Origin of the sequence: Streptomyces sp. ASQP_92 (assembly GCF_025399895.1) — a bacterium.
Taxonomy (GTDB): domain Bacteria; phylum Actinomycetota; class Actinomycetes; order Streptomycetales; family Streptomycetaceae; genus Streptomyces.
In genome coordinates, this window is the sequence record NZ_JAODUA010000008.1 from 15600 (window position 1) to 37441 (window position 21842).

Below are 21842 nucleotides of genomic sequence, written 5' to 3' on the forward strand. Positions count from 1 at the left end.
GATTGTGACGAGGCCGCGTGCCACGATCCGGTGGGGGCCGGAGGGACCGGCTCCGGACCGGAGGTGAGCACATGTCAGCTCGCGTGCGCTCGGTGTGCGCGATGGCCGTCGCGGCGGCCCTGGCGACGGCCGCGGTGGGCCCGCTCGCGGTGGCGGCGCCCCAGCCGCCCGGCGAGTCCTCCACCGTGCTGCCCGCGGGGCCTCCCGAGACCTCGGCCTCGGCCCTGCTGAGCCGGCTCCAGACGCTGTTCCGGCAGACGGAGGAGGCGACGGAGGCCTACAACGCCACCGATGTCGAGCTGAAGCGCCGCGAGGACGAGGACAAGAAGCTCGCCGCCTCGCTGACCACCGCCCGTGCCGCGCTCGCGCGCAGCCGCGGCGAGGCCGGCCGACTGGCCCGCGAGCAGTACCAGGGGCGCAGCGAACTCTCCACGTATCTGCGCCTGTTGCTGGCCCGGGACCCGCAGAGCGCGCTCGACCAGCGCCATGTCCTGGACCGCGCGGCCGGTGAACGGCAGGCCGCGGTGGACCGGCTGGCCCGCGGCGAGCAGCGCGCCGCCGACCTCGCCCGCGCCGCGCGCCAGGCCCTCGACGAGCAGCAGGCGCTCGCGCAACGGCAGCGCCGGGCCAAGGACGACGTCGAACTCCGGCTCAAGGAGGTCGAGAAGCTGCTGGCCGACCTCTCGCCCGAGCAGCTCGCCGAGCTCACCCGGCTCGAAGCGCAGGGCACCGAGAAGGCCCAGCAGTCCCTGCTCGCCTCGGGGGCGCTGAGCGGGACACGGGCCCCCTCGGCGGAGGGGGACCGGGCGCTGACCTACGCCGTCGAGCAGATCGGCAAGCCGTATGTGTGGGGCGCGGAGGGGCCGGAGTCCTACGACTGCTCGGGTCTCACCTCGCAGGCGTGGGCGCACGCGGGCCGCGCGATCCCGCGCACCAGCCAGGAGCAGTGGGCCGAACTGCCCCGCGTCCCGCTGACCTCGCTGCGCCCCGGCGACCTGGTGATCTACTTCCCGACGGCCACCCATGTGGCGATGTACCTGGGCGACGGCCTGGTCGTGCAGGCACCGCGCCCCGGCAGCCGCGTCAAGGTCTCCCCCATCGCCGCCAACCCGCTGCTCGGCGCGGTCCGTCCGGACCCGGCGGCGGACCCGCTGTCCTCGTACCACCCCCCGAGGCTCCCCGAGGGAGCGGCGCAGGGGGTGGACACGGGGTACTCGGCCGAGTCCGGGCCGGCCTAGGCCCGGCCGCCGGCGACCTCGGCGAGGTAGGCGGCCGTCTTCTCGGGCTCGTAGAAGAAGTTCTCGAAGTCGGCCGGGTCGTCGAAGCCGTTGGCGAAGCGGTCCGCGGCCGGCTGGAGCTGCCCGGCCGCGCCGATCAGGTTCAGGACATGCTCCGGAGGCGCCCCGAGCATGGCGTTGGTCCACTTCGTGACGTGCTGGGCGGTGTCCCAGTACCGGTCGAAGGCCGACCGCATCCACGCCTCGTCGAACTCCTTCTCGCCGTGCTCGACGATCGAGGAGAGGTACGAAGCGGCGCACTTGGACGCCGAGTTGGAGCCCTGGCCGGTGATCGGGTCGTTCGCCACGACGACGTCGGCGACGCCGAGGACCAGGCCACCGCCGGGCAGCCGGCCGACCGGGTTGCGGACGGTGGGCGCGTAGCGGCCGGCCAGGGTGGCGCCCGCGTCGGTCAGTTCGACCTTGGTGGCCCGGGCGTACTCCCAGGGCAGGAACCTCTCCATGAGCTCCAGGGTGAGCGAGAGGTGCTCGGCGGGGTCCGTCACGCCGTTGAACACGTCCAGCGGGCCCCCGGGCACGCCCTCCCAGAACAGGATGTCCGCGCGGCCCGAGGTGGTCAGGGTCGGCATCACGAACAGCTCGCCCACGCCGGGCACCAGGTTGCAGCGCACCGCGTCGAACTCGGGGTGCTCGGGACGCGGGCCGAGCCCGTGCACGTACGACACCGCGAGCGCGCGCTGCGGCTCGGTGTACGGGGAGCGCGAGGCGTCCCGGCCGAACATCGAGACGAGCTCGCCCTTGCCCGCGGAGACCAGGACCAGGTCGTAGGTGCGGGCGAAGAAGTCGAGGTCGGAGACGGCCGCGCCGTGGATGACGAGCTGGCCCCCGCGCTCGGCGAAGGTCTCCATCCAGCCGGCCATCTTGACCCGCTGGTCCACGGACTGCGCGTACCCCTTGAGCCTGCCCACCCAGTCGATGGCGCGGGTGGCGTCGGGCGCGGCGACCGAGACACCGACGCCCTCGATGCGCGGGGCCTGGGACTCCCAGAAGTTCAGCCCGAGGTCGCGCTCGTGCTGGAGCGCGGTGTGGAACATGCACTGCGTGGACATGACCCGGCCGGACCGGATCTCGTCCGCGGTGCGGTTCGACATCAGGGTGACCTCGTACCCCTGCGCCTGAAGTCCGAGGGCGAGCTGGAGACCGGACTGGCCGGCTCCGACGATGAGTATTCTCCGCATGCGGGACGTTCTCCGTTGAGTGCGTAGCGAGCCGTGGGGGGCGGGGTCTATTCGGGGCAGGCTTCCAGCGCGTGGGCCACCAGGCCGAGCAGGGACTCGATCACCGAGGACCGGTCGCGCGCGTCCATGATCACCACCGGGATGTGCGGCGACACGGTGAGCGCCTCGCGCACGTCCTCGGGCTCGAAGGACTCGGTGCCCTCGAAGTGGTTGACGGCCACGATGTACGGCAGCCCGCAGCTCTCGAAGTAGTCGAGCGCGGGGAAGCAGTCCGACAGGCGCCGGGTGTCGGCGAGCACGATCGCCCCGATCGCGCCGCGCACGATGTCGTCCCACATGAACCAGAACCGCTGCTGTCCGGGCGTGCCGAACACGTACAGGACGAGGTCGTCGTCGAGGGTGATGCGGCCGAAGTCCATGGCGACGGTGGTGGTCACCTTGTCCGGGGTCGCCGACAGGTCGTCGGTGGCCTCGCTGGCCTGGGTCATCACCGCCTCGGTCTGGAGCGGGGTGATCTCGGAGACCGCCGACACGAACGTGGTCTTGCCCACGCCGAAGCCGCCCGCGACCACGACCTTCGTCGCGATGGGGGCCTTGCTGCGATCCTGCTGCCAGGGGAGCAACTCCTCGTCGGGGACGAGAAGTTCAGAGGCGGCGGAGTCCACTGAGCACCCTTTCGAGCAGTGCGCGGTTCGGCTGACCCGGGCTGCGCCCGGTCCCGTGCACACGGATCCTTCCCTGGTCGGCGAGGTCGCTGAGCAGTACGCGCACCACGCCGAGCGGCATCTTGAGCAGCGCCGATATCTCGGCGACCGTACGCATCGCGCGGCAGATCTCCACGATGGCCAGCATCTCCGGCATGACCCGGTGGGTGCGGCCGCCGAGCTCCTTGCGCTCCGGCGGGGCCTCGATGGCCGCGACGAACGTCTCGACGAGCAGCACATGGCCGAACCGGGTACGGCCGCCGGTCAGCGAGTACGGACGGACGCGGGCGGGCTTCCGGTCCGCTCCGCGTATCGGGAGCCGCGCGGACTTCTCGGCGGGCGGGGTCACTGGGCGGCCTCCATCGACTGGCGCAGCTCACTGCGGACTTCGGGGGTCAGGACGTGTCCGGCGCGGCCCACGAAGAGCGCCATGTGGTACGCCACCACGCTCATGTCGCAGTCCGGGGTGGCGTGCACGCCCAGCAGCGAGCCGTCGCTGATGGACATGACGAAGACGCTGCCCTCCTCCATCGCGACCATCGTCTGCTTGACGCCACCGCCGTCCATGAGCCGGGCCGCCCCGACCGTGAGGCTGCCGATGCCGGAGACGATGGTGGCGAGGTCGGCGCTGGAACCGCGCGGGCCCTGCTGGGCGACGGGGGCCTGGCGCTGCTCCGGGTCGGACGAGAGCAGCAGCAGTCCGTCCGAGGAGACGACGGCGACGGAGTGGATCCCCGGTACCTCCTCGACCAGGTTCCCGAGCAGCCACCGCAGATTGCGGGCCTCGGTGCTCACTCCGATCGTGCCGGTGCCGGACGTCGTGCTGCCGGGCCTGCCGATACCGGTGCCGGTCGCACTCATCTGCGTACCTCCTCGACTGTCTCCCCCGTGTCCGTGTCTGCCTGCTGTTGGGTGTCTTCCAGTTCCGCCGCCACATCGCGGCGGCCCTCGATCGCGCCCTGCTGGAAACCGCCGAGCCTGCGGCGCAGGGCCTCGGCGGCGTCGGTGCCGCCCTTGCGCTCCCGCGCCGCGGCGGAGCCCGCCTGGACGACCTTGGGGGTGCGCTTGGGAAGCCCCTTGTCCGTCAGCCGCGGTGCGGGTTCCGGGGCGGGCTCGGGCGCGGGTTCCGGCTCGGGTGCGGGCGCGGGTTCCGGTGCCGCGTCGTGGTCGGGGGCCGGGGTCCGGGGGCCGGGGAGCCGCATCTCGAAGGTCGGCTCGTCGAGGCGCGCCCCGGCGGACGGGGTCGGCTCGGCGGGCTCGGCGGATCCGGCCGGGGTGGCGGCCCGAACCGGCTCGGCCTCGGACGGAGCGGCCGGCTCGGACGGAGCGGCCGGCTCGGGCGGGGCGGGCCTGGCCATCTCGCCCGAGCGCTCCGTACGCTCCGGCAGCACATTGGAGTTGGCCTCGGCGAGCGCGCCCGGCAGCGTGAAGCGCGGGGCGTCGTCCGGCGCCGTCATCAGGTGCGGCGCGGACGCCGGCGGGGCGGCGGGCAGGATCGCCCCGGGCAGCACCACGACCGCCGCGACACCGCCCTGCTTCTGCTCGCGCAGCTCGATCCGCACCCCGTGCCGGTGCGCGAGCAGCGCCGAGACGTGCAGCCCGAGCCCGCCGGATTCGGTGCCGGGCTCGCCCGGCTCGTACGACGAGGGGTCGGCGAGGCGCCGGTTCAGCTCGGCCCGCCGCTCGGGGGGTACGCCGATGCCCTCGTCCTGGACCGAGAGCATGATGTCGCCGCCCTCCAACTGCCAGCCAGAGAGCTGCACTTGGGAGTCCGGAGGCGAGAAGGAGGTGGCGTTCTCCAGGAGCTCGGCGACGAGGTGGCTCAGGTCGTCGGCGGCGAATCCGGCCACCTGGGCGTGGGGCGGCAAAGCCTGGATGACGACGCGCTCGTACCGCTCGATCTCGCTGACCGCGGCCCGCATGACATCGACGAGCGGGACCGGGCCGGGGTGGTTGTGGTGGTGCTCGGTGCCGGCCAGGACCAGGAGGTTCTCGCCGTGGCGCCGGATCACGGTGGCCAGGTGGTCGAGCTTGAAGAGCACGCCGAGCTGGTCCGGGTCCTGTTCGCGCTCCTCCAGACCCTCGATCACGGAGAGCTGACGCTCGATCAGGCCGAGACTGCGCAGCCCCAGATTGACGAAGGCGTGCTTGACGGTGCCGTGCGCGCGCTCCAGCTCGGCGCTCAACTCGCGCACCTGCGAGCGGAGTTCCTCCTTCTCGGCGGCCAGCCGGGCGAGCCGGCCCCGCTGCTTGACGAGGTCCTCGTCGAGCTCGGCGGCCCGCGCGTGGCGCTCGCCGAACTTCTCGTGCAGCTCGTTGAGGGACCGGACGACCTGGGCGAACTCGTCGTTGCGGCCCGTGAAGCGCACCGACTCCTCGCTCTCGGGCGCCTCCGCGAGCCGGGCCGAGCCGCGCCGCAGCACGGCGAGCGGCCGGGTCAGGCTGCGGGCGGTGGCGGCGCTGACGCCGATGGCGAGCAGCAGCAGCGCGCCGATGAGGCCGACCCGGATCTCCAGGGCGTTCACGTCGTCGTCGCGCAGCTGCTCGAACCGCTTGACCTGTGCCGTGGCGAGGGCGGCCTCGGCGCCCCGCATGCGGTCGATCCGGGCGGAGAGCGCGGCGTCCACCACGTCCGGGTCGGACTTGCGGTCGGCGGCGCTGAGTTGGGGCTGGTCGGTGAGGCGGGTGAGGAAGCCGTCGGCGGCCTCGACCTCGGGCCCGGTGACGGTGGTGGCCACCTTGTCGCGGGCGTCGGCCCCGGCGGCCTGGTCGAAGTCGGCGAGCGCGGCCTGTTCGCGGACGTGCGCCTGCTGGGCGGCGGTACTCAGCGCGTCCCGCGCACGGGCCGCGTCGCCGTCGTCCTTCTCCTTCTGCACGTACTTGCCGGTGATCGGGTCGAACACCCGGGAGGCCTGGCCCGGCGGCACCGAGAGCGCGCCGAGCAGCAGCCCCCGGGTGGCCGAGGCCTGCTCGACGGCCCGGCCCAGCGCACCCGGCGCCCGGACCGCCTCGGCGGCGTGCGGAGGCGTGCGGTCGGCGAGCTCGTCGGCGACGGCGAGCAGCGTGGCGATCACGTCGGAGTACGCCTTCTGCGCCTCCAGGGCCGTGCCCTTGCCGGTGAGCGCGGTGCGGCGCAGGGCCGGCACAGTGGCGAGGTCGCGCGCGAGTCCGGCGGGGGCGGTGGCGCGCAGCTCGTCGATCTTGCGGTCGACCCGGGCGGCGGGCTCCTTGAGGGCCGCGTCCTTGCCGGCGGGCCGGCCCGCCGCGACGTAGCGCGTCACACCGTCCCGCTCGTCACCCAGCGCGTGGGCGAGGCCGAGCGCCTGCTGGTCGAGCTGGGCGAGGGTGACCAGGTGCTGGGAGTCCGTGAGGTCCGCGGAGGCCGCGAACAGGGTGGGCGCACCGGCTCCGAGCACGATGAGGGAGACAACGGCGACGGAGACGACCAGGCGGCTCCGCACCCGTACGGTGCGCTGTGCGCGTGTGCCGTCGTTGCCCCGAGGCCGCTTGTTCTGCACCGGTGCTCTCAATCTTCACTCGTGTTTGCCAGTCCACCAAGGAAGCCAAGGTGACGACTGGTCATGACGAGTAGTCACTGCTCGGCCACCTGAACGAGTGAACATCACTTCGGAGTTGACCATCAACTCCCCCGGAATGCCCGGCCCCGCTCCGGTGGAGGGTCGGCTGGAACTTCCGCGCGGGCTTTGGCAGGATGCCCGCCCACAGCTCGGCGGAGTGGCTCATTCCCCCCGGGACCACACGGTCGGGGCGCCCCGGCACCCCCCTTGACGGGGCGTCCGCCGCGCCCGCCGCCGCCATGAAGGTGTCGTGGAGGCCTCGTGCAGACTGGCGGACATGCGCATCCAGTCGACCACCGCGCCCGGAGACCCCGCCCGCCCCAATGAGGACTGGGCGGCCACCGCGCTGCCCGCCTCGGGCCTGGGCGGACTGCTCGTCGTCCTCGACGGGGTGACGCCCCTGCCCGGCAACGGGGACTGTGTGCACGACGTGCCCTGGTTCACGGCGCGGCTCGGCGGCGCGCTGACCGAACTGTCGGCTTCGCGGCGGGACATGACGCTGACCGAGGTCCTCGCCGAAGCCATCCGGCGCACCGCCGACGCCCATCGGGACACCTGTGACCTTTCTCACCCCCGTACGCCTCAGGCAACGGTGGTGCTCGCGCGGTGGGACACGGCGGAGCTGGAGTATCTCGTCCTGTCGGACTCGGCTCTGCTCCTGGAGGCGGCCGACGGCACGGTCCGGGCCGTCCTGGACGACCGGCTCGACCGGGTGCCGCGCGCCTGTCTGGTCAGCGACGCCGTGGCCGACTCCCTCGCCCGCAACAAGGAGGGCGGCTTCTTCACCGCGGCGGCGGACCCGGCGGTCGCCGCCCTCGCCGTGACCGGCCGCGAGCCCCTCGCGCGGGTGCGTTCGGTGCTCGCCCTGACGGACGGGGCGACGCGCTGGGTCGAGAAGTTCCGCGAGGGCTCGTGGCAGGACTGCCTGGCGCTGGTGCGCAAGGCGGGGGTGGACGGGTTGGTCGAGCGGGTGCGGGAGTTGGAGGCGGCCGACGGCGAGCGGGTGTTCCTCGGGAGGAGCAAGCGGCACGACGACGCGACGGCGGTGTGGGTGGAGGTGTGACTCCGGAGGTGCGGCTCGGGAGGTGTAGCTCCCGGAGGCGTGGCCCGGAAGGTGCGACTCCCGGAGGCGTGGCCCCGGAGGTGCGGCTCCCGGAGGTGTGACCCCCCGCCCGGCCCGGAACGGCGGCTCTAACTCTCCGCCGCCACGTTGAGCTGGTGCAGCAGGCGGGCCAGTTCGGAGATCTCCCGGCGGTCCCAGTTGGCCAGTTTGCGCACATAGCGTTCGCGGCGGGCGTCGCGGACCCGGCCGAACCTCGCCGTGCCCTCCTCGGTGATGCGCACCAGGAAGGCACGGCCGTCCGCCGGGTCGGGCTCGCGGGCCACCAGGCCCAGGTCCTCCAGGGCGTGCAGTTGACGGCTCATCGTCGCCTTGCCCACGCCGAAGTACCCGGCGAGTTCGGTCGCCCGCTGCGGCCCGACCTCGTCGAGGCGTACCAGCAGTCCGTACGCCGCCGGTTCGAGATCGGGATGGACCTCGCGAGCCATCTCGCCGGACGAGGCCCTGGCCCGCCGCAGAAAGACGGCCAGCTCGCGTTCGAGCGCGAGGAACTCCTGGTCCGGACCGTGCACATCGGCTCCCATGCCGTAGGTGTGTCGTGACGGCACAGTATTTCCCAGCGGGCCCCGCCACCGGCATCCCGGATGGCGCCGGGACCGGCCACGGCTGAAAGTTTCCGTCGGGCCACGCCGTTCCCGCAGCGTGTCGCCCCCACCACAGGTCTGAACCATCGGCATAACCTGAAGGCTCTTTCGCGCCACGGGTCTACGTGCGTAGCGTCGTCTCTGACATGTCCACAGCGATACGTCGTCATGTCGACCCAGGCCGTCACGTCTCAAGCTCCACCGAGCCTTTCGGAGGCACGCAATGCCCGTGCACAGATCCGGAACGGCCCGCCGCGGCCCCATCGCCGCGGCCGGGATCCTCCTCTCCTCCCTCGCCCTCGTCCTCGGTTTCACCGGCACTTCGGGGGCCGCCGACACCCCGGAGCGCGGCTCCGCGAGCCTGGGTATGGGCGTCGCGCGGCACGACGGGGTGGGCCCGCTGCCCCGTGACACCCGCACCGTGCAGACGGAGGGCGTCGACACCAGCAGCCACAACGGCAACGTCGCCTGGGCCACGCTGTGGAACAGCGGCGTGAAGTGGGCCTATGTCAAGGCCACCGAGGGCACGTACTACACCAACCCGTACTTCGCCCAGCAGTACAACGGCTCGTACAACGTCGGCATGATCCGGGGCGCCTACCACTTCGCCACCCCGGACACCGCGAGCGGCGCCTCCCAGGCCAACTACTTCGTGGACCACGGCGGCGGCTGGTCGCGCGACGGGCGGACCCTGCCGGGCGCGCTGGACATCGAGTGGAACCCGTACGGCGCGGCCTGCTACGGCAAGTCGGCGGCCGGGATGGTCGCCTGGATCCACGACTTCCTCAACCAGTACCGGGCCCGCACCGGCCGCGACGCGGTGATCTACACCGCGACCAGCTGGTGGACCCAGTGCACCGGCGACTCGGCCGCGTTCGGCGGCTCCAACCCGCTGTGGATCGCCCGCTACAACACCGACCCGGGCACCCTTCCGGCCGGCTGGGACTACCAGACGATGTGGCAGTACACCTCGTCCGGCCCGACGGTCGGCGACCACTCCCGCTTCAACGGGGCGTACGACCGGTTGCAGGCGCTCGCCAACGGCTGACTGCCTCCCGTCGTCCCGAGGGGCCCCCGGCGCCGCGTGGCCGGGGGCCCTTCCGCGTCCCCCGTACGGAACACCACTCGCACACCTGACCCCCTGCCGTCCGCGGCATGCGTAAGGATGGGGCCATGCGCAGGTTGGGAGCAGTGGGCCGGGCGGTCGCCCTGATCATGGTCGTCACGGCCTGCGGCGCGGGCTGCGGCTGGTCCGCGGCGTCCTCGCCGCAGGCCGAGGGGACACCCGACGCGGCGGCGCCACCCCCCGGGACCCGCAGCAGCGCGGTGCCGGCCGGGAAGGTGGCGTCGGTCGGCGTGCTGGTCAACGGCGACGACCACACCTGCACGGCCAGCGTCGTGGACAGCCCGCGCGGCAACGTCGTCGCCACCGCCGCGCACTGCGCGACCGGACTTCCGCCGGACTCGGTGGAGTTCGCGCCGGGCTTCTCCGGGGCGGGCAAGGGGACGTTCCCGTACGGGAAGTGGAAGGTGCGGTCGGTCCAGGTCGACGAGCGGTGGACCGCCGACCACGAGGACGCGGCGGACTACGCCTTCCTCACGGTGGAGCCGGACGCCCAGGGCCGCAGCGTGCAGAGCGTGGTCGGCTCCTCGGCGCCCGACTGGGGGGCGGGCCCCGACCAGCGGGTGACCGTCGTCGGCTATCCCGACGAGGAGCACAACCCCGAGAACCGTCCGGTCATGTGCACCACCGACGTCCACCGCGACCCCGACGAGGCCGCGATGCTGCGGATGGAGTGCGCCGGCTTCTGGGTCGGCACCAGCGGCAGCCCCTGGCTGGTGGATTACCGGGGGCCGGACCGGCTCGGCCGGATCGTCGGCGTCCTGAGCGGCGGCGACACCGATGTCGAGTCGACGGCCGCCCTCTTCGACGCGAAGGCCCGCTCGGTGTACGAGCGGGCCACTCGGGCCTAGCGCGGCCGGTCGGCCGGGTCCGGTCAGGCGGCCGCGGCCACCGCGACCTCCGCCGGGGCGAGCGCGATCTCCAGGACCTGGCGGACGTCGGTCACGGGGTGGACCTCCAGCGTCTTGAGGACCTCCGCCGGGACGTCGTCCAGGTCCGCCTCGTTGCGCTTGGGGATCACGACGGTGGTGATCCCGGCGCGGTGCGCGGCGAGCAGCTTCTGCTTGAGGCCGCCGATCGGCAGCACCCGCCCGGTCAGCGACACCTCACCGGTCATCGCCACGTCGGTGCGGACCAGGCGTCCCGACAGGAGCGAGGACAGCGCGGTGACCAGGGTGATGCCGGCGCTCGGACCGTCCTTGGGGACCGCGCCCGCCGGGAAGTGGACGTGCACCCCCCGGTCCTTCAAGTCCCCTACGGGAAGCTCCAGTTCGGCCCCGTGCGAGCGCAGGAAGCTCAGCGCGATCTGCGCGGACTCCTTCATCACGTCGCCGAGCTGGCCCGTGAGGGTCAGGCCCGCGGCGCCGGTCTCCGGGTCGGCGAGCGAGGCCTCGACGAACAGGACGTCGCCGCCCGCCCCGGTGACGGCGAGGCCGGTGGCCACACCCGGCACCGCGGTGCGCCGCTCGGCCGGGTCCTGGGCGGACTCCGGCACGTGGTGCGGGCGCCCGATCAGGGCCCGCAGGTCCTCGGGGGCGATGGTGAACGGCAGCTCGCGCTGGTCCAGTTCGTGCTCGGCGGCCACCTTGCGCAGCAGCCGGGCGATGGAGCGCTCCAGGTTCCGCACGCCCGCCTCCCGGGTGTACTCCCCCGCGAGCTTGCGCAGCGAGGCGTCCTCCAGGACGACCTCACCGGTTTCGAGCCCGGCCCGCTCCAGTTGGCGCGGCAGCAGGTGGTCGCGGGCGATGACGACCTTCTCGTCCTCGGTGTAGCCGTCCAGCCTGACCAGTTCCATGCGGTCGAGCAGTGCCTCGGGGATGGCTTCCAGGACGTTGGCGGTGGCGAGGAAGACCACGTCGCTGAGGTCGAGCTCGACCTCCAGGTAGTGGTCGCGGAAGGTGTGGTTCTGCGCGGGGTCGAGGACTTCGAGCAGGGCGGCGGCGGGGTCGCCCCGGAAGTCGGAGCCCACCTTGTCGATCTCGTCGAGCAGCACGACCGGGTTCATCGACCCGGCCTCCTTGATGGCCCGTACGATCCGGCCGGGCAGGGCGCCGACATAGGTGCGCCGGTGTCCGCGGATCTCGGCCTCGTCGCGTACGCCGCCGAGCGCGACGCGCACGAACTTGCGGCCCATGGCGTGCGCCACGGACTCGCCGAGCGAGGTCTTGCCGACTCCGGGCGGGCCCACAAGCGCGAGCACGGCGCCGCCCCGACGGCCGCCCACGACCCCGAGCCCGCGCTCGGCGCGCCGCTTGCGCACCGCGAGGTACTCGGTGATCCGGTCCTTCACGTCCGCGAGGCCCGCGTGTTCGGCGTCCAGGACCTCACGCGCGCCCCGGATGTCGTACACGTCCTCGGTGGTCTCGTTCCAGGGGAGTTCGAGGACGGTGTCCAGCCAGGTGCGGATCCAGGAGCCCTCGGGCGACTGGTCGCTGGCGCGCTCCAGCTTGTCGACCTCCTTGAGGGCGGCCTCGCGGACCTTCTCGGGGAGGTCGGCGGCCTCGACGCGGGCGCGGTAGTCGTCGCTCTCGTCCTCGTCGCCGCCTTCCCCGTTGAGCTCGCGCAGCTCCTTGCGCACGGCGTCGAGCTGGCGGCGCAGCAGGAACTCGCGCTGCTGCTTGTCCACGCCTTCCTGTACGTCCTTGGCGATGGCCTCGGCGACGTCCTGCTCGGCGAGGTGCTCGCGGAGCTGCTCGGTGGCGAGCCTGAGGCGGGCCACCGGGTCGTTGGCCTCCAGCAGCTCGACCTTCTGGGCGGTGGTGAGGAACGGCGAGTAGCCCGCGTTGTCCGCGAGCGCGGAGACGCCCTCGATCTGCTGGACGCGGTCGACGACCTGCCAGGCCCCGCGCTTCTTCAGCCAGTTGGTGGCGAGCGCCTTGTACTCCTTGACCAGTTCGGTCACCTGGCCCGGCAGCGGCTCGGGCAGCGCCTCCTCGACGCGGGCCCCCTCGACCCACAGCGCGGCGCCGGGTCCGGTGGTCCCGGCGCCGATGCGTACGCGGTGCCGACCGCGGATGAGGGCGCCCGGGTCACCGTCGGAGAGCCGTCCCACCTGCTCGACGGTGCCGAGCACGCCGGTCCCGGCGTACGTACCGTCGATCCGCGGCACCAGCAGGACCTGCGGCTTGCCGGCATCGGCCCCGGCGGCGGCCTGAGCGGCCTCGACGGCGGCCCGTACCTCGGCATCGGACAGGTCCAGCGGAACCACCATGCCGGGCAGCACGACCTCGTCGTCGAGCGGCAGCACGGGCAGGGCGGTCGGTGTGTTCGCCGTGGACTCGGTAGCCATGATCTCCCCTTCGGCAGTCAAGTTGAGCTATGCCGACTCAATGCATGTGAGTCGAGGAATGTTCCCCGAGCGCTGTTCGCTCTGAGCGATCACCCGGCACACCCCCGTGACCAGGAACGCGGCGGGACTCGGACGCACACGACGACGCCCCCCATCGCCGGACCGAAGGTGCCGACGAGCGAGGGCCCACGCCGTACCGCGCATCACCGTCCCGCGCATCACCGACCCCCGGGATGCAGACAGGACGAACCGAAACTTGTAAGGTTCTCTTTGCCATTTCATCCATTACCAGCGGGGGCGGTCATGACAGCGACGACGACGGCGGAGGCAACCACCGCCGCGCAGGACCGGACGGACGGGGCCGTGACCCGCGCGCTGGTGCGGGCCTGGATCGACGGCTGGATCGTGTCGCGCGGAACCTCCGACCCGATGGACCGGCCCTGGGGCTGGACCATCGACGCCGGCACCGCCCACCACGTCTCGCGCCACGTCCTTCCCGAGCCCGCCGAAAACGACGTCCGCGCGCTCGTGGCCGCCACGAGCGCGCCCGGCACCTGGCTGAAGCTGTTCGCCGACGACGACACCGTGCGGCCCTGGATCGGTGCGGGCTGGCACTTCGACCTGCCCGGCTTCCTGATGACGGCCCCGCTCACCGCCGAGCGGCCCGAGGTACCCGCCGGCTACACCCTCACCTCGTGGACTCGGGGCGGCACCACCCGGGTCCTGGTCCGCACCACCGAGGGCCACTTCGCGGCCCGCGGCCAGATCGCCCCGACCGGCCCGAACGCCGTCGCCGACCAGATCGAGACCTCCCCCGACCACCGGCGCCGGGGCCTGGGCAGCCTGGTGATGCGCACGCTCCAGAACACCGCCTACGAGGCGGGCGCCACCACCGGCATCCTGGTCGGCACCCCCGAAGGACAGGCCCTGTACTCCGCCCTGGGCTGGGTGACCCGCTCCCCCATGGCGAGCCTGTACTTCAAGCCGTCCGAGGGCTGAGGGCGCGGGCCCGAGGGCGGATCAGGGCCGGTACGGCAGGACGCGTACGCGCCGCACCGCCGGCCAGCAGGCCACGCCGACCAGGAGGGCGACGGGGTGACCCCAGGCCGCCAGGGGTTCCACCATCTCGACGAGGTCCTGGACGAGCAGGACGCCGACCACGGCCAGGGCCGTCCAGCGCGAGAACGGTGCGAGGAGTCCGGTCAGCGCGCCGACCGTGGCCATCAGGCCGAAGCTGATGCCGTAGTCCAGGCGGTGCAGGGAGCTCTCGGGCAGATGCCCGGCCAGGACCGACAGGGCGACCGGGCCCTCGGTCGCCAGGGTCGCCACCACATGGCCGAGCAGGAAGACCCCGGCCGTGCGCCAGCCGCCGATACGGCGCTCCAGGGCGGCCAGGACGAAGAGGAAGACCATCGCGTACGGGGAGGCCATCCCCCCGGCTATCCACAGCGCGCTCGCGAAGATCGTCAGGACCGGCGTCGTCGACAGGTGGGCCACATCGGTGCTCGACCCGCGCAGCAGGGCGCTCACGGTGTCCGGATCGCCGTACTCGCTGAAGAGCGAAGTGGCCAGCAGCAGCACCACGTAGCCGAAGGCGAACGGGGTGGAGCGCGGGGAGGGCAGCAGCCGTCCGGCGCTCAGCAGAGCGGCCCGCACCGCGGGGGCGCTCAGCGGCACGCAGGCCGCTGCGCCCGTGGGGCCGGAGCCGGAATCCGGGCCGCCCGCCGGAGCAGGGCCGAGGGTGTCCATCGCTCCGGGGAGCCCGGGCGAGGCCGCCCGCGCGGCGGAGCCGTTCGCCGGGGCCGGCTCCGGGCGCGGGGGCGGGAGCACGTCGAGCGGCGGGACGGCGACGGGGATCGTGTGGGTTTCGAGCGGGTGCACCGGGAGAGGCCCCTTCCCCGGGCAGCGCGGGCGCTCCCCGAATCAAGCCACGCCCGCGTTCTTCGGCCGTGTTCCGTTCTCGCTTACGTGCCCTACAACGGCCCACCTTCCGTGATCGACTCCGGCCCCGTCTATGACGTGCGCCACATGAGACAACCTTTGACCCGCCCCGAGCGTCAGGGGCGTACCCCGCACCCCCGTCGCCGACACCTCAACTCGCGTGCGCGGCACCCCCGGACACGGCATCCTCACCGTCATGAACGACATCGCCACCCTCGACCGGCGCCAGGGACCGCACGGGGAAGTCGTGCTGCGGCAGCGCGGCGCGCACTTCGAGATCATCGCCAACGGGTGCTTCCTCATGGACACTTCGGACGGCCGCTCGGAACGCCTGCTCATCGATGCGGCGTACGCCACACTTTCGCCGGGCGCCACCCGGCCCTCCCTGCTCATCGGCGGGCTGGGCGTCGGCTTCTCCCTCGTCCACGCGGCGCAGGACCCGCGCTGGGGCCAAATCGCCGTGGTGGAGAGGGAACAGGCCATCATCGACTGGCATCGCACGGGTCCACTTGGCGCCATTTCGGGCCCGGCCCTGTCCGATTCACGCACCCGGATCATCCAGGACGATCTGGTCGATTACGTACGTACCGCCGAGGACACCTTCGACGCGCTCTGCCTGGACATCGACAACGGACCCGACTGGACCGTCACCGAGGGCAACGACGGACTGTACTCACCGGCCGGACTCGCCCACTGCGTACGGCGGTTGAGGCCCGGCGGGGTGCTCGCCGTCTGGTCGGCCCAGCCCTCCCCCGCCTTCGAGCAGGCCCTGCGGAATGCCGGGTTCACTGGGGTACATACCAAAGAGGTCCGAGTTGCCCGGGGCGTCCCTGACGTGGTCCATCTCGGCGTTCGCCCTGCGTAGCCGAGATACGGAAAGTGCCTCTAGTCTCTGAGCGACACAGGGGATCACCCCACGGATCCCCGGGCGAGCACAGTCAGGGCGGGGCAAACCGATGGAGCAGACACACACCGGCCACAACGGCGTCGCGGCGACCCCCGGCGCCCAGCGCAGGGTGCTGGTCGTCGAGGACGACACGACGATCGTCGATGCCATCGCGGCCCGCCTGCGGGCCGAGGGCTTCCAGGTGCAGACGGCCCTCGACGGCCCCGCCGCCGTCGACACGGCCGAGGCCTGGCAGCCGGACCTGATGGTCCTCGACATCATGCTGCCGGGCTTCGACGGCCTGGAGGTCTGCCGCCGGGTCCAGGCCCGCCGGCCCGTGCCGGTCCTCATGCTGACGGCCCGCGACGACGAGACCGACATGCTGGTCGGGCTCGGCGTCGGCGCGGACGACTACATGACCAAGCCGTTCTCGATGCGCGAGCTCGCGGCCCGCGTGCACGTCCTGCTGCGCCGGGTGGAGCGGGCCGCGCTGGCCGCCACCACGCCGCGCACGGGCATACTCCGCCTCGGCGAGCTGGAGATCGACCACGCACAGCGCAGGGTCCGGGTGCGCGGCGAGGACGTCCACCTGACGCCGACCGAGTTCGACCTGCTGAGCTGCCTGGCGAACACGCCGCGCGCCGTGCTCTCCCGCGAGCAGCTGCTCGCGGAGGTGTGGGACTGGGCCGACGCGTCCGGCACCCGCACCGTGGACAGCCACATCAAGGCGCTGCGCCGCAAGATCGGCGCGGAGCGCATCCGTACCGTCCACGGCGTGGGATACGCGCTGGAGACCCCGGCGCCATGAGCCGGGCCGGAGACCGGGCCCGACAGCTCCGCGGCAGCGGTGAGCGGCCCGGCTGGGACGAACCGGGCCGACGCGGCGGCTGGGCCCGGGCCACCCGGGGGCTGCGCGGCCGGATAGCGGCCGGGCTGCGGTCGGTCTCGATATCGATCAAGACCAAGCTGGGCACGCTCGTCGTGGTCTCCGTGTTCATCACCACAGGGCTGCTCATGGTCGCCCTGCAAACGCGCACCGAGCTCCGCTTCATCACCGTCTTCTCGGTGATAGCGACCCTGCTGATCACCCAGTTCGTCGCGCACGGGCTCACCGCCCCGCTGGACGAGATGAACACCGTGGCCCGCGCCATCTCGCACGGGGACTACACGCGCCGGGTGCGCGGCGCCGACCGCCGGGACGAACTGGGCGATCTGGCGGGCACCATCAACCGCATGGCCGACGACCTGGAGGCCGTGGACCGCCACCGCAAGGAACTCGTGGCGAATGTCTCGCACGAGTTGCGCACGCCCATCGCGGCGCTGCGGGCGGTCCTGGAGAACGTGGTGGACGGCGTCTCGGCGGCCGACCCGGAGACGATGCGCACCGCCCTCAAGCAGACCGAGCGCCTGGGCCGCCTCGTCGAGACCCTCCTGGACCTGTCCCGCCTCGACAACGGCGTGGTGACGCTGCGCGCCCACCGCTTCGAGGTGTGGCCGTATCTGTCGGGCGTCCTCAAGGAGGCCAACCTGGCGGCCGCCCAGCGGGGTCTTTCCTCCGGCTCGGGCAACCACCAGCGCACCGACGTCCACCTCCACCTGGACGTCTCACCGCCGGAGCTGACCGCGCACGCGGACGCCGAGCGCCTGCACCAGGTCGTGGCGAATCTCATCGACAACGCCGTCAAGCACTCCCCGCCGCACGGCCGCGTCACCGTTCGGGCCCGGCGGGGACCGCAGCCCGAGTCGCTGGACCTGGAGGTCCTGGACGAGGGGCCGGGCATACCGCAGTCGGAGTGGCACCGGGTGTTCGAGCGGTTCAACCGCGGCACCGCGCCCTCCCCGCACGGCCCGGGCAGCGACGGCGGCACCGGGCTCGGCCTGGCCATCGCGCGCTGGGCGGTGGATCTGCACGGTGGCCGGATCGGAGTGGCCGAATCCGCCCGCGGCTGCCGGATCCAGGTCACCCTCCCGGGGATCCCCCGCCAGCAAAGTTGACGTAAAGTTCGAACCGGAAGCGGCCGTTCTGCGTGGTCTTCGGTGGAAGCGGTCGTTCAGGGGTACGGGCCAATGGGCCGTACTCGCACTGCCGCGTACCCGGAGCGGGTCGCGCAGCAGCGGAACCACGCTTGTTTCCCGCCATTTCCTGCCCTGAAACCAGGGTTCCGGTGTGACTTACGCGACTGTGGCAAGCCCGGTCTGCACGTCCAGGCCAGGGAGGCGTAGCCTTTATTTCCGCTGTCCATCACCTTGTGAAGCGGAAGAGGGCGGTTACCGCCGTGTCGTCTCAGTCCCCCAGTAATTCGAGCGTCTCGACCGACCAAGACGGGCAGGGCAAGAACCCTGCGGCCGGCTTTGGTGCCAATGAGTGGCTCGTCGACGAGATCTATCAGCAGTACCTCCAGGACCCCAATTCGGTCGACCGTGCCTGGTGGGACTTCTTCGCCGACTACAAGCCGGGAGCCACCGGCACGGCGGACAACCCTGTCCAGGGTGCTCCCACCGCAGCCGCAGCCGCGGGGGCTGCGCCTGCCGCCGCCACTCCGGCCACGCCCGCCGCCCCGGCCCAGGCCGTTCCGGCCCCCGCCGCCCCGGCAGCCCCGGCAGCCCCGGCAGCGGCCAAGGCTCCGGCTCCGGCCGCCGCCCAGGCGAAGGCTCCGGCTCCGGCGAAGCCCGCGGCCGCCGCCGCGCCCGCCGCCAAGGCCGCCCCGGCGACCGAGGCCCCGGCCGGCCCCGAGTACGTGACGCTGCGCGGCCCCGCCGCCGCGGTCGCCAAGAACATGAACGCCTCGCTGGAGATGCCCACGGCCACGTCCGTGCGCGCCGTCCCGGTGAAGCTCCTGTTCGACAACCGCATCGTCATCAACAACCACCTCAAGCGCGCCCGGGGCGGGAAGGTCTCCTTCACCCACCTCATCGGCTACGCGATGGTGCAGGCGATCAAGGCCATGCCGTCGATGAACTACGCGTTCGTCGAGAAGGACGGCAAGCCGACCCTGGTCAAGCCGGAGCACGTGAACTTCGGCCTCGCCATCGACCTGGTGAAGCCCAACGGCGACCGCCAGCTCGTCGTCGCGGGCATCAAGAAGGCCGAGACGCTCAACTTCTTCGAGTTCTGGCAGGCGTACGAGGACATCGTCCGCCGGGCCCGCAACAACAAGCTGACGATGGACGACTTCACGGGCGTCACCGTCTCGCTGACCAACCCCGGCGGCCTCGGCACCGTGCACTCCGTGCCGCGTCTGATGCCCGGTCAGTCGGTCATCATGGGCGTCGGCTCGATGGACTACCCGGCCGAGTTCCAGGGCACCTCGCAGGACACCCTGAACAAGCTGGGCATCTCGAAGGTGATGACCCTCACCTCGACGTACGACCACCGGGTCATCCAGGGCGCCGCGTCGGGCGAGTTCCTGCGCATCGTGGCCAACCTGCTGCTCGGCGACGACGGCTTCTACGACGACATCTTCGAGGCGCTGCGCATCCCCTACGAGCCGGTCCGCTGGCTCAAGGACATCGACGCCTCGCACGACGACGACGTCACCAAGGCCGCCCGCGTCTTCGAGCTGATCCACTCCTACCGGGTCCGCGGCCACGTCATGGCCGACACCGACCCGCTGGAGTACCGCCAGCGCAAGCACCCCGACCTGGACATCACCGAGCACGGCCTCACCCTGTGGGACCTGGAGCGGGAGTTCGCGGTCGGCGGTTTCGCCGGCAAGACCCTGATGAAGCTGCGCGACGTCCTCGGCGTGCTGCGCGACTCGTACTGCCGCACCACCGGCATCGAGTTCATGCACATCCAGGACCCCAAGCAGCGCAAGTGGATCCAGGACCGCGTCGAGCGCTCGCACTCCAAGCCGGAGCGCGAGGAGCAGCTGCGCATCCTGCGCCGCCTGAACGCGGCCGAGGCGTTCGAGACGTTCCTCCAGACCAAGTACGTCGGCCAGAAGCGCTTCTCGCTCGAAGGCGGCGAGTCGGTCATCCCGCTGCTCGACGCGGTCATCGACAGCGCCGCCGAGTCGCGTCTTGACGAGGTCGTCATCGGCATGGCCCACCGCGGCCGCCTGAACGTGCTGGCCAACATCGTCGGCAAGTCGTACGCGCAGATCTTCCGCGAGTTCGAGGGCAACCTCGACCCGAAGTCGATGCACGGCTCCGGCGACGTGAAGTACCACCTGGGCGCGTCGGGCACCTTCACCGGCCTGGACGGCGAGCAGATCAAGGTCTCCCTCGTCGCGAACCCCTCGCACCTGGAGGCGGTCGACCCGGTCCTGGAGGGTGTCGCCCGCGCGAAGCAGGACGTCATCAACAAGGGCGGCACGGACTTCACCGTCCTGCCGGTCGCCCTGCACGGTGACGCGGCCTTCGCCGGCCAGGGTGTCGTCGCCGAGACCCTGAACATGTCGCAGCTGCGCGGCTACCGCACCGGTGGCACGGTGCACATCGTCATCAACAACCAGGTCGGCTTCACCGCCGCCCCGGAGTCGTCGCGCTCCTCCATGTACGCCACCGACGTGGCCCGCATGATCGAGGCGCCGATCATCCACGTGAACGGCGACGACCCGGAGGCCGTGGTCCGCGTCGCGCGGCTCGCCTTCGAGTTCCGCCAGACGTTCAACAAGGACGTCGTGATCGACCTCATCTGCTACCGCCGCCGCGGTCACAACGAGGGCGACAACCCGCAGTTCACCAACCCGCAGATGTACAACCTGATCGACAAGAAGCGCTCGGTGCGCAAGCTCTACACCGAGTCGCTCATCGGTCGCGGCGACATCACCCTGGAAGAGGCCGAGCAGGCGCTCCAGGACTTCCAGGGCCAGCTGGAGAAGGTGTTCGCGGAGGTCCGCGAGGCCACCTCGGCGCCGGGCGAGATCCACTCGTCCGACCACCAGGCGGAGTTCCCGGTCGCGGTCAACACGGCGGTCTCGCAGGAGGCCGTCAAGCGCATCGCCGAGTCGCAGGTGAACATCCCGGAGCGGATCACCGTCCACCCGCGTCTGATGCCGCAGATGCAGCGCCGCGCCTCCTCCGTCGACGACGGCACGATCGACTGGGGCATGGGCGAGACCCTGGCCATCGGCTCGCTGCTCATGGAGGGCGTCCCGGTCCGGCTCTCCGGCCAGGACACCCGCCGCGGCACCTTCGGCCAGCGCCACGCGGTCCTGGTCGACCAGGTGACGGGCGAGGACTACACCCCGCTGATGTACCTGTCCGAGGACCAGGCCCGCTACAACGTCTATGACTCGCTGCTCTCCGAGTACGCGGCGATGGGCTTCGAGTACGGCTACTCGCTGGCCCGTCCCGAGTCCCTGGTGATGTGGGAGGCGCAGTTCGGCGACTTCGTCAACGGCGCCCAGACGGTCGTGGACGAGTTCATCTCCTCGGCCGAGCAGAAGTGGGGCCAGACCTCCGGCGTCACCCTGCTCCTGCCGCACGGCTACGAGGGCCAGGGCCCGGACCACTCGTCCGCCCGCCCGGAGCGCTTCCTCCAGATGTGCGCGCAGAACAACATGACGGTCGCCATGCCGACGCTGCCGTCGAACTACTTCCACCTGCTGCGCTGGCAGGTCCACAACCCGCACCACAAGCCGCTCATCGTCTTCACCCCGAAGTCGATGCTGCGTCTGAAGGCGGCGGCGTCGAAGGCCGAGGAGTTCACCAGTGGCGGCTTCCGCCCGGTGATCGGCGACGAGCACGTGGACGCGAACGCGGTCCGCAAGGTCGTCTTCTGCGCGGGCAAGGTCTACTACGACCTGGCCGCGGAGCGCGACAAGCGGGGCGCGAACGACACGGCCATCATCCGCATCGAGCGCCTGTACCCGCTACCGGGTGCCGAGCTCCAGGCGGAGATCGCCAAGTTCCCGAACGCCGAGAAGTACCTGTGGGCCCAGGAGGAGCCGGCGAACCAGGGTGCCTGGCCGTTCATCGCGCTCAACCTGATCGACCACCTGGACCTGGCCGTCGGCGCGGACGTGCCGCACGGCGAGCGCCTGCGCCGCATCTCGCGCCCGCACGGCTCGTCCCCGGCGGTGGGCTCGAAGAAGCGTCACGAGCAGGAGCAGGAGCAGCTGGTGAACGAGGTCTTCGAGGCGTAAGCACGCCGCGGGAGCGCGGGCCCGGTCGGCCGCGCTCCCGGACCTCCCC

Annotated in this window: 17 protein-coding genes; 9 read left to right on the plus strand and 8 right to left on the minus strand. The window is 72.0% G+C overall.

From position 1 onward, the window contains the following. The first annotated feature begins 71 nt into the window (after window positions 1-71). The gene (locus N4G70_RS18720; RefSeq protein ID WP_261713810.1) at window positions 72-1238 is read left to right on the plus strand and encodes a C40 family peptidase; all 1167 of its coding nucleotides are present in this window, start codon (window positions 72-74) and stop codon (window positions 1236-1238) included. Here N4G70_RS18720 and N4G70_RS18725 read toward each other — a convergent pair. From N4G70_RS18725 to N4G70_RS18745, 5 genes are read right to left on the minus strand one after another with little or no spacing between them, the layout of a single operon-like run. Continuing rightward, on the minus strand, window positions 1235-2476 hold the full coding sequence (locus tag N4G70_RS18725) for a styrene monooxygenase/indole monooxygenase family protein (RefSeq protein WP_261713811.1): 1242 nt from the start codon (window positions 2474-2476) through the stop codon (window positions 1235-1237). The two genes, N4G70_RS18720 and N4G70_RS18725, sit on opposite strands and share 4 nt — an antisense overlap. A gap of 47 nt (window positions 2477-2523) precedes the next feature. Beyond that, window positions 2524-3141, minus strand: coding sequence for an ATP/GTP-binding protein (locus N4G70_RS18730; RefSeq protein ID WP_261713812.1), 618 nt, complete (start codon window positions 3139-3141; stop codon window positions 2524-2526). Then, the gene (locus N4G70_RS18735; protein ID WP_261713813.1) at window positions 3122-3529 is read right to left on the minus strand and encodes a DUF742 domain-containing protein; all 408 of its coding nucleotides are present in this window, start codon (window positions 3527-3529) and stop codon (window positions 3122-3124) included. The genes N4G70_RS18730 and N4G70_RS18735 overlap by 20 nt, the downstream gene beginning before the upstream one ends. Beyond that, entirely contained in the window at window positions 3526-4041 is a 516-nt protein-coding gene (locus tag N4G70_RS18740; protein ID WP_261713814.1) for a roadblock/LC7 domain-containing protein, read from the minus strand. The genes N4G70_RS18735 and N4G70_RS18740 overlap by 4 nt, the downstream gene beginning before the upstream one ends. Beyond that, window positions 4038-6698 carry a nitrate- and nitrite sensing domain-containing protein gene (locus N4G70_RS18745; RefSeq protein ID WP_261713815.1) on the minus strand — a complete coding sequence of 887 codons (2661 nt, stop codon included), beginning with the start codon at window positions 6696-6698 and terminating at the stop codon, window positions 4038-4040. The genes N4G70_RS18740 and N4G70_RS18745 overlap by 4 nt, the downstream gene beginning before the upstream one ends. Before the next feature lie 337 nt (window positions 6699-7035). Between N4G70_RS18745 and N4G70_RS18750 the strand changes: the two genes are divergently transcribed. Beyond that, window positions 7036-7821, plus strand: coding sequence for a hypothetical protein (locus tag N4G70_RS18750; RefSeq protein WP_261713816.1), 786 nt, complete (start codon window positions 7036-7038; stop codon window positions 7819-7821). Between the two features lie 128 nt (window positions 7822-7949). Here the strand turns inward: N4G70_RS18750 and N4G70_RS18755 are convergent, their stop codons facing one another. Then, window positions 7950-8402 (minus strand): MarR family winged helix-turn-helix transcriptional regulator, encoded by a 453-nt coding sequence (locus N4G70_RS18755; protein ID WP_261714024.1) that lies wholly within the window; start codon window positions 8400-8402, stop codon window positions 7950-7952. Window positions 8403-8685: 283 nt separating this feature from the next. Here N4G70_RS18755 and N4G70_RS18760 point away from each other — a divergent pair, with 283 nt between their 5' ends. Together N4G70_RS18760 and N4G70_RS18765 are read left to right on the plus strand one after the other, a co-directional pair. After that, complete coding sequence (locus tag N4G70_RS18760; RefSeq protein ID WP_261713817.1) at window positions 8686-9510, plus strand: lysozyme; 825 nt, start codon at window positions 8686-8688, stop codon at window positions 9508-9510. 125 nt (window positions 9511-9635) lie between these two features. After that, window positions 9636-10436, plus strand: coding sequence for a serine protease (locus N4G70_RS18765; protein ID WP_261713818.1), 801 nt, complete (start codon window positions 9636-9638; stop codon window positions 10434-10436). 23 nt (window positions 10437-10459) lie between these two features. Here the strand turns inward: N4G70_RS18765 and lon are convergent, their stop codons facing one another. Continuing rightward, entirely contained in the window at window positions 10460-12874 is a 2415-nt protein-coding gene (gene lon / locus N4G70_RS18770; RefSeq protein ID WP_261713819.1) for an endopeptidase La, read from the minus strand. A gap of 303 nt (window positions 12875-13177) precedes the next feature. Here lon and N4G70_RS18775 point away from each other — a divergent pair, with 303 nt between their 5' ends. Then, a complete protein-coding gene (locus N4G70_RS18775; protein ID WP_261713820.1) occupies window positions 13178-13873 on the plus strand; it encodes a GNAT family N-acetyltransferase in 696 nt (231 codons plus the stop codon). A 21-nt stretch (window positions 13874-13894) separates the two neighbouring features. Here the strand turns inward: N4G70_RS18775 and N4G70_RS18780 are convergent, their stop codons facing one another. Beyond that, the gene (locus N4G70_RS18780) at window positions 13895-14755 is read right to left on the minus strand and encodes a rhomboid-like protein (protein WP_261713821.1); all 861 of its coding nucleotides are present in this window, start codon (window positions 14753-14755) and stop codon (window positions 13895-13897) included. A gap of 256 nt (window positions 14756-15011) precedes the next feature. Between N4G70_RS18780 and N4G70_RS18785 the strand changes: the two genes are divergently transcribed. From N4G70_RS18785 to N4G70_RS18800, 4 genes are all read left to right on the plus strand, one after another. Beyond that, the gene (locus N4G70_RS18785; RefSeq protein WP_261713822.1) at window positions 15012-15680 is read left to right on the plus strand and encodes a spermidine synthase; all 669 of its coding nucleotides are present in this window, start codon (window positions 15012-15014) and stop codon (window positions 15678-15680) included. Between the two features lie 91 nt (window positions 15681-15771). Further along, window positions 15772-16509: a response regulator transcription factor gene (locus N4G70_RS18790; RefSeq protein WP_120721417.1), complete on the plus strand. Its 738-nt coding sequence runs from the start codon at window positions 15772-15774 to the stop codon at window positions 16507-16509. Continuing rightward, entirely contained in the window at window positions 16506-17696 is a 1191-nt protein-coding gene (locus N4G70_RS18795; RefSeq protein WP_261713823.1) for a HAMP domain-containing sensor histidine kinase, read from the plus strand. The genes N4G70_RS18790 and N4G70_RS18795 overlap by 4 nt, the downstream gene beginning before the upstream one ends. A 281-nt stretch (window positions 17697-17977) precedes the next feature. Further along, complete coding sequence (locus N4G70_RS18800; RefSeq protein ID WP_261713824.1) at window positions 17978-21793, plus strand: multifunctional oxoglutarate decarboxylase/oxoglutarate dehydrogenase thiamine pyrophosphate-binding subunit/dihydrolipoyllysine-residue succinyltransferase subunit; 3816 nt, start codon at window positions 17978-17980, stop codon at window positions 21791-21793. Window positions 21794-21842 lie beyond the last annotated feature (49 nt).

Excerpts from the sequence above, each read along its gene's own strand:
- N4G70_RS18720 (WP_261713810.1), top strand. The coding sequence starts at position 72 with ATGTCAGCTCGCGTGCGCTCGGTGTGCGCGATGGCCGTCGCGGCGGCC.
- N4G70_RS18725 (WP_261713811.1), bottom strand. The coding sequence starts at position 2,476 with ATGCGGAGAATACTCATCGTCGGAGCCGGCCAGTCCGGTCTCCAGCTC.
- N4G70_RS18740 (WP_261713814.1), bottom strand. The coding sequence starts at position 4,041 with ATGAGTGCGACCGGCACCGGTATCGGCAGGCCCGGCAGCACGACGTCC.
- N4G70_RS18750 (WP_261713816.1), top strand. The coding sequence starts at position 7,036 with ATGCGCATCCAGTCGACCACCGCGCCCGGAGACCCCGCCCGCCCCAAT.
- N4G70_RS18755 (WP_261714024.1), bottom strand. The coding sequence starts at position 8,402 with ATGGGAGCCGATGTGCACGGTCCGGACCAGGAGTTCCTCGCGCTCGAA.
- N4G70_RS18760 (WP_261713817.1), top strand. The coding sequence starts at position 8,686 with ATGCCCGTGCACAGATCCGGAACGGCCCGCCGCGGCCCCATCGCCGCG.
- N4G70_RS18765 (WP_261713818.1), top strand. The coding sequence starts at position 9,636 with ATGCGCAGGTTGGGAGCAGTGGGCCGGGCGGTCGCCCTGATCATGGTC.
- lon (WP_261713819.1), bottom strand. The coding sequence starts at position 12,874 with ATGGCTACCGAGTCCACGGCGAACACACCGACCGCCCTGCCCGTGCTG.
- N4G70_RS18775 (WP_261713820.1), top strand. The coding sequence starts at position 13,178 with ATGACAGCGACGACGACGGCGGAGGCAACCACCGCCGCGCAGGACCGG.
- N4G70_RS18785 (WP_261713822.1), top strand. The coding sequence starts at position 15,012 with ATGAACGACATCGCCACCCTCGACCGGCGCCAGGGACCGCACGGGGAA.
- N4G70_RS18790 (WP_120721417.1), top strand. The coding sequence starts at position 15,772 with ATGGAGCAGACACACACCGGCCACAACGGCGTCGCGGCGACCCCCGGC.
- N4G70_RS18795 (WP_261713823.1), top strand. The coding sequence starts at position 16,506 with ATGAGCCGGGCCGGAGACCGGGCCCGACAGCTCCGCGGCAGCGGTGAG.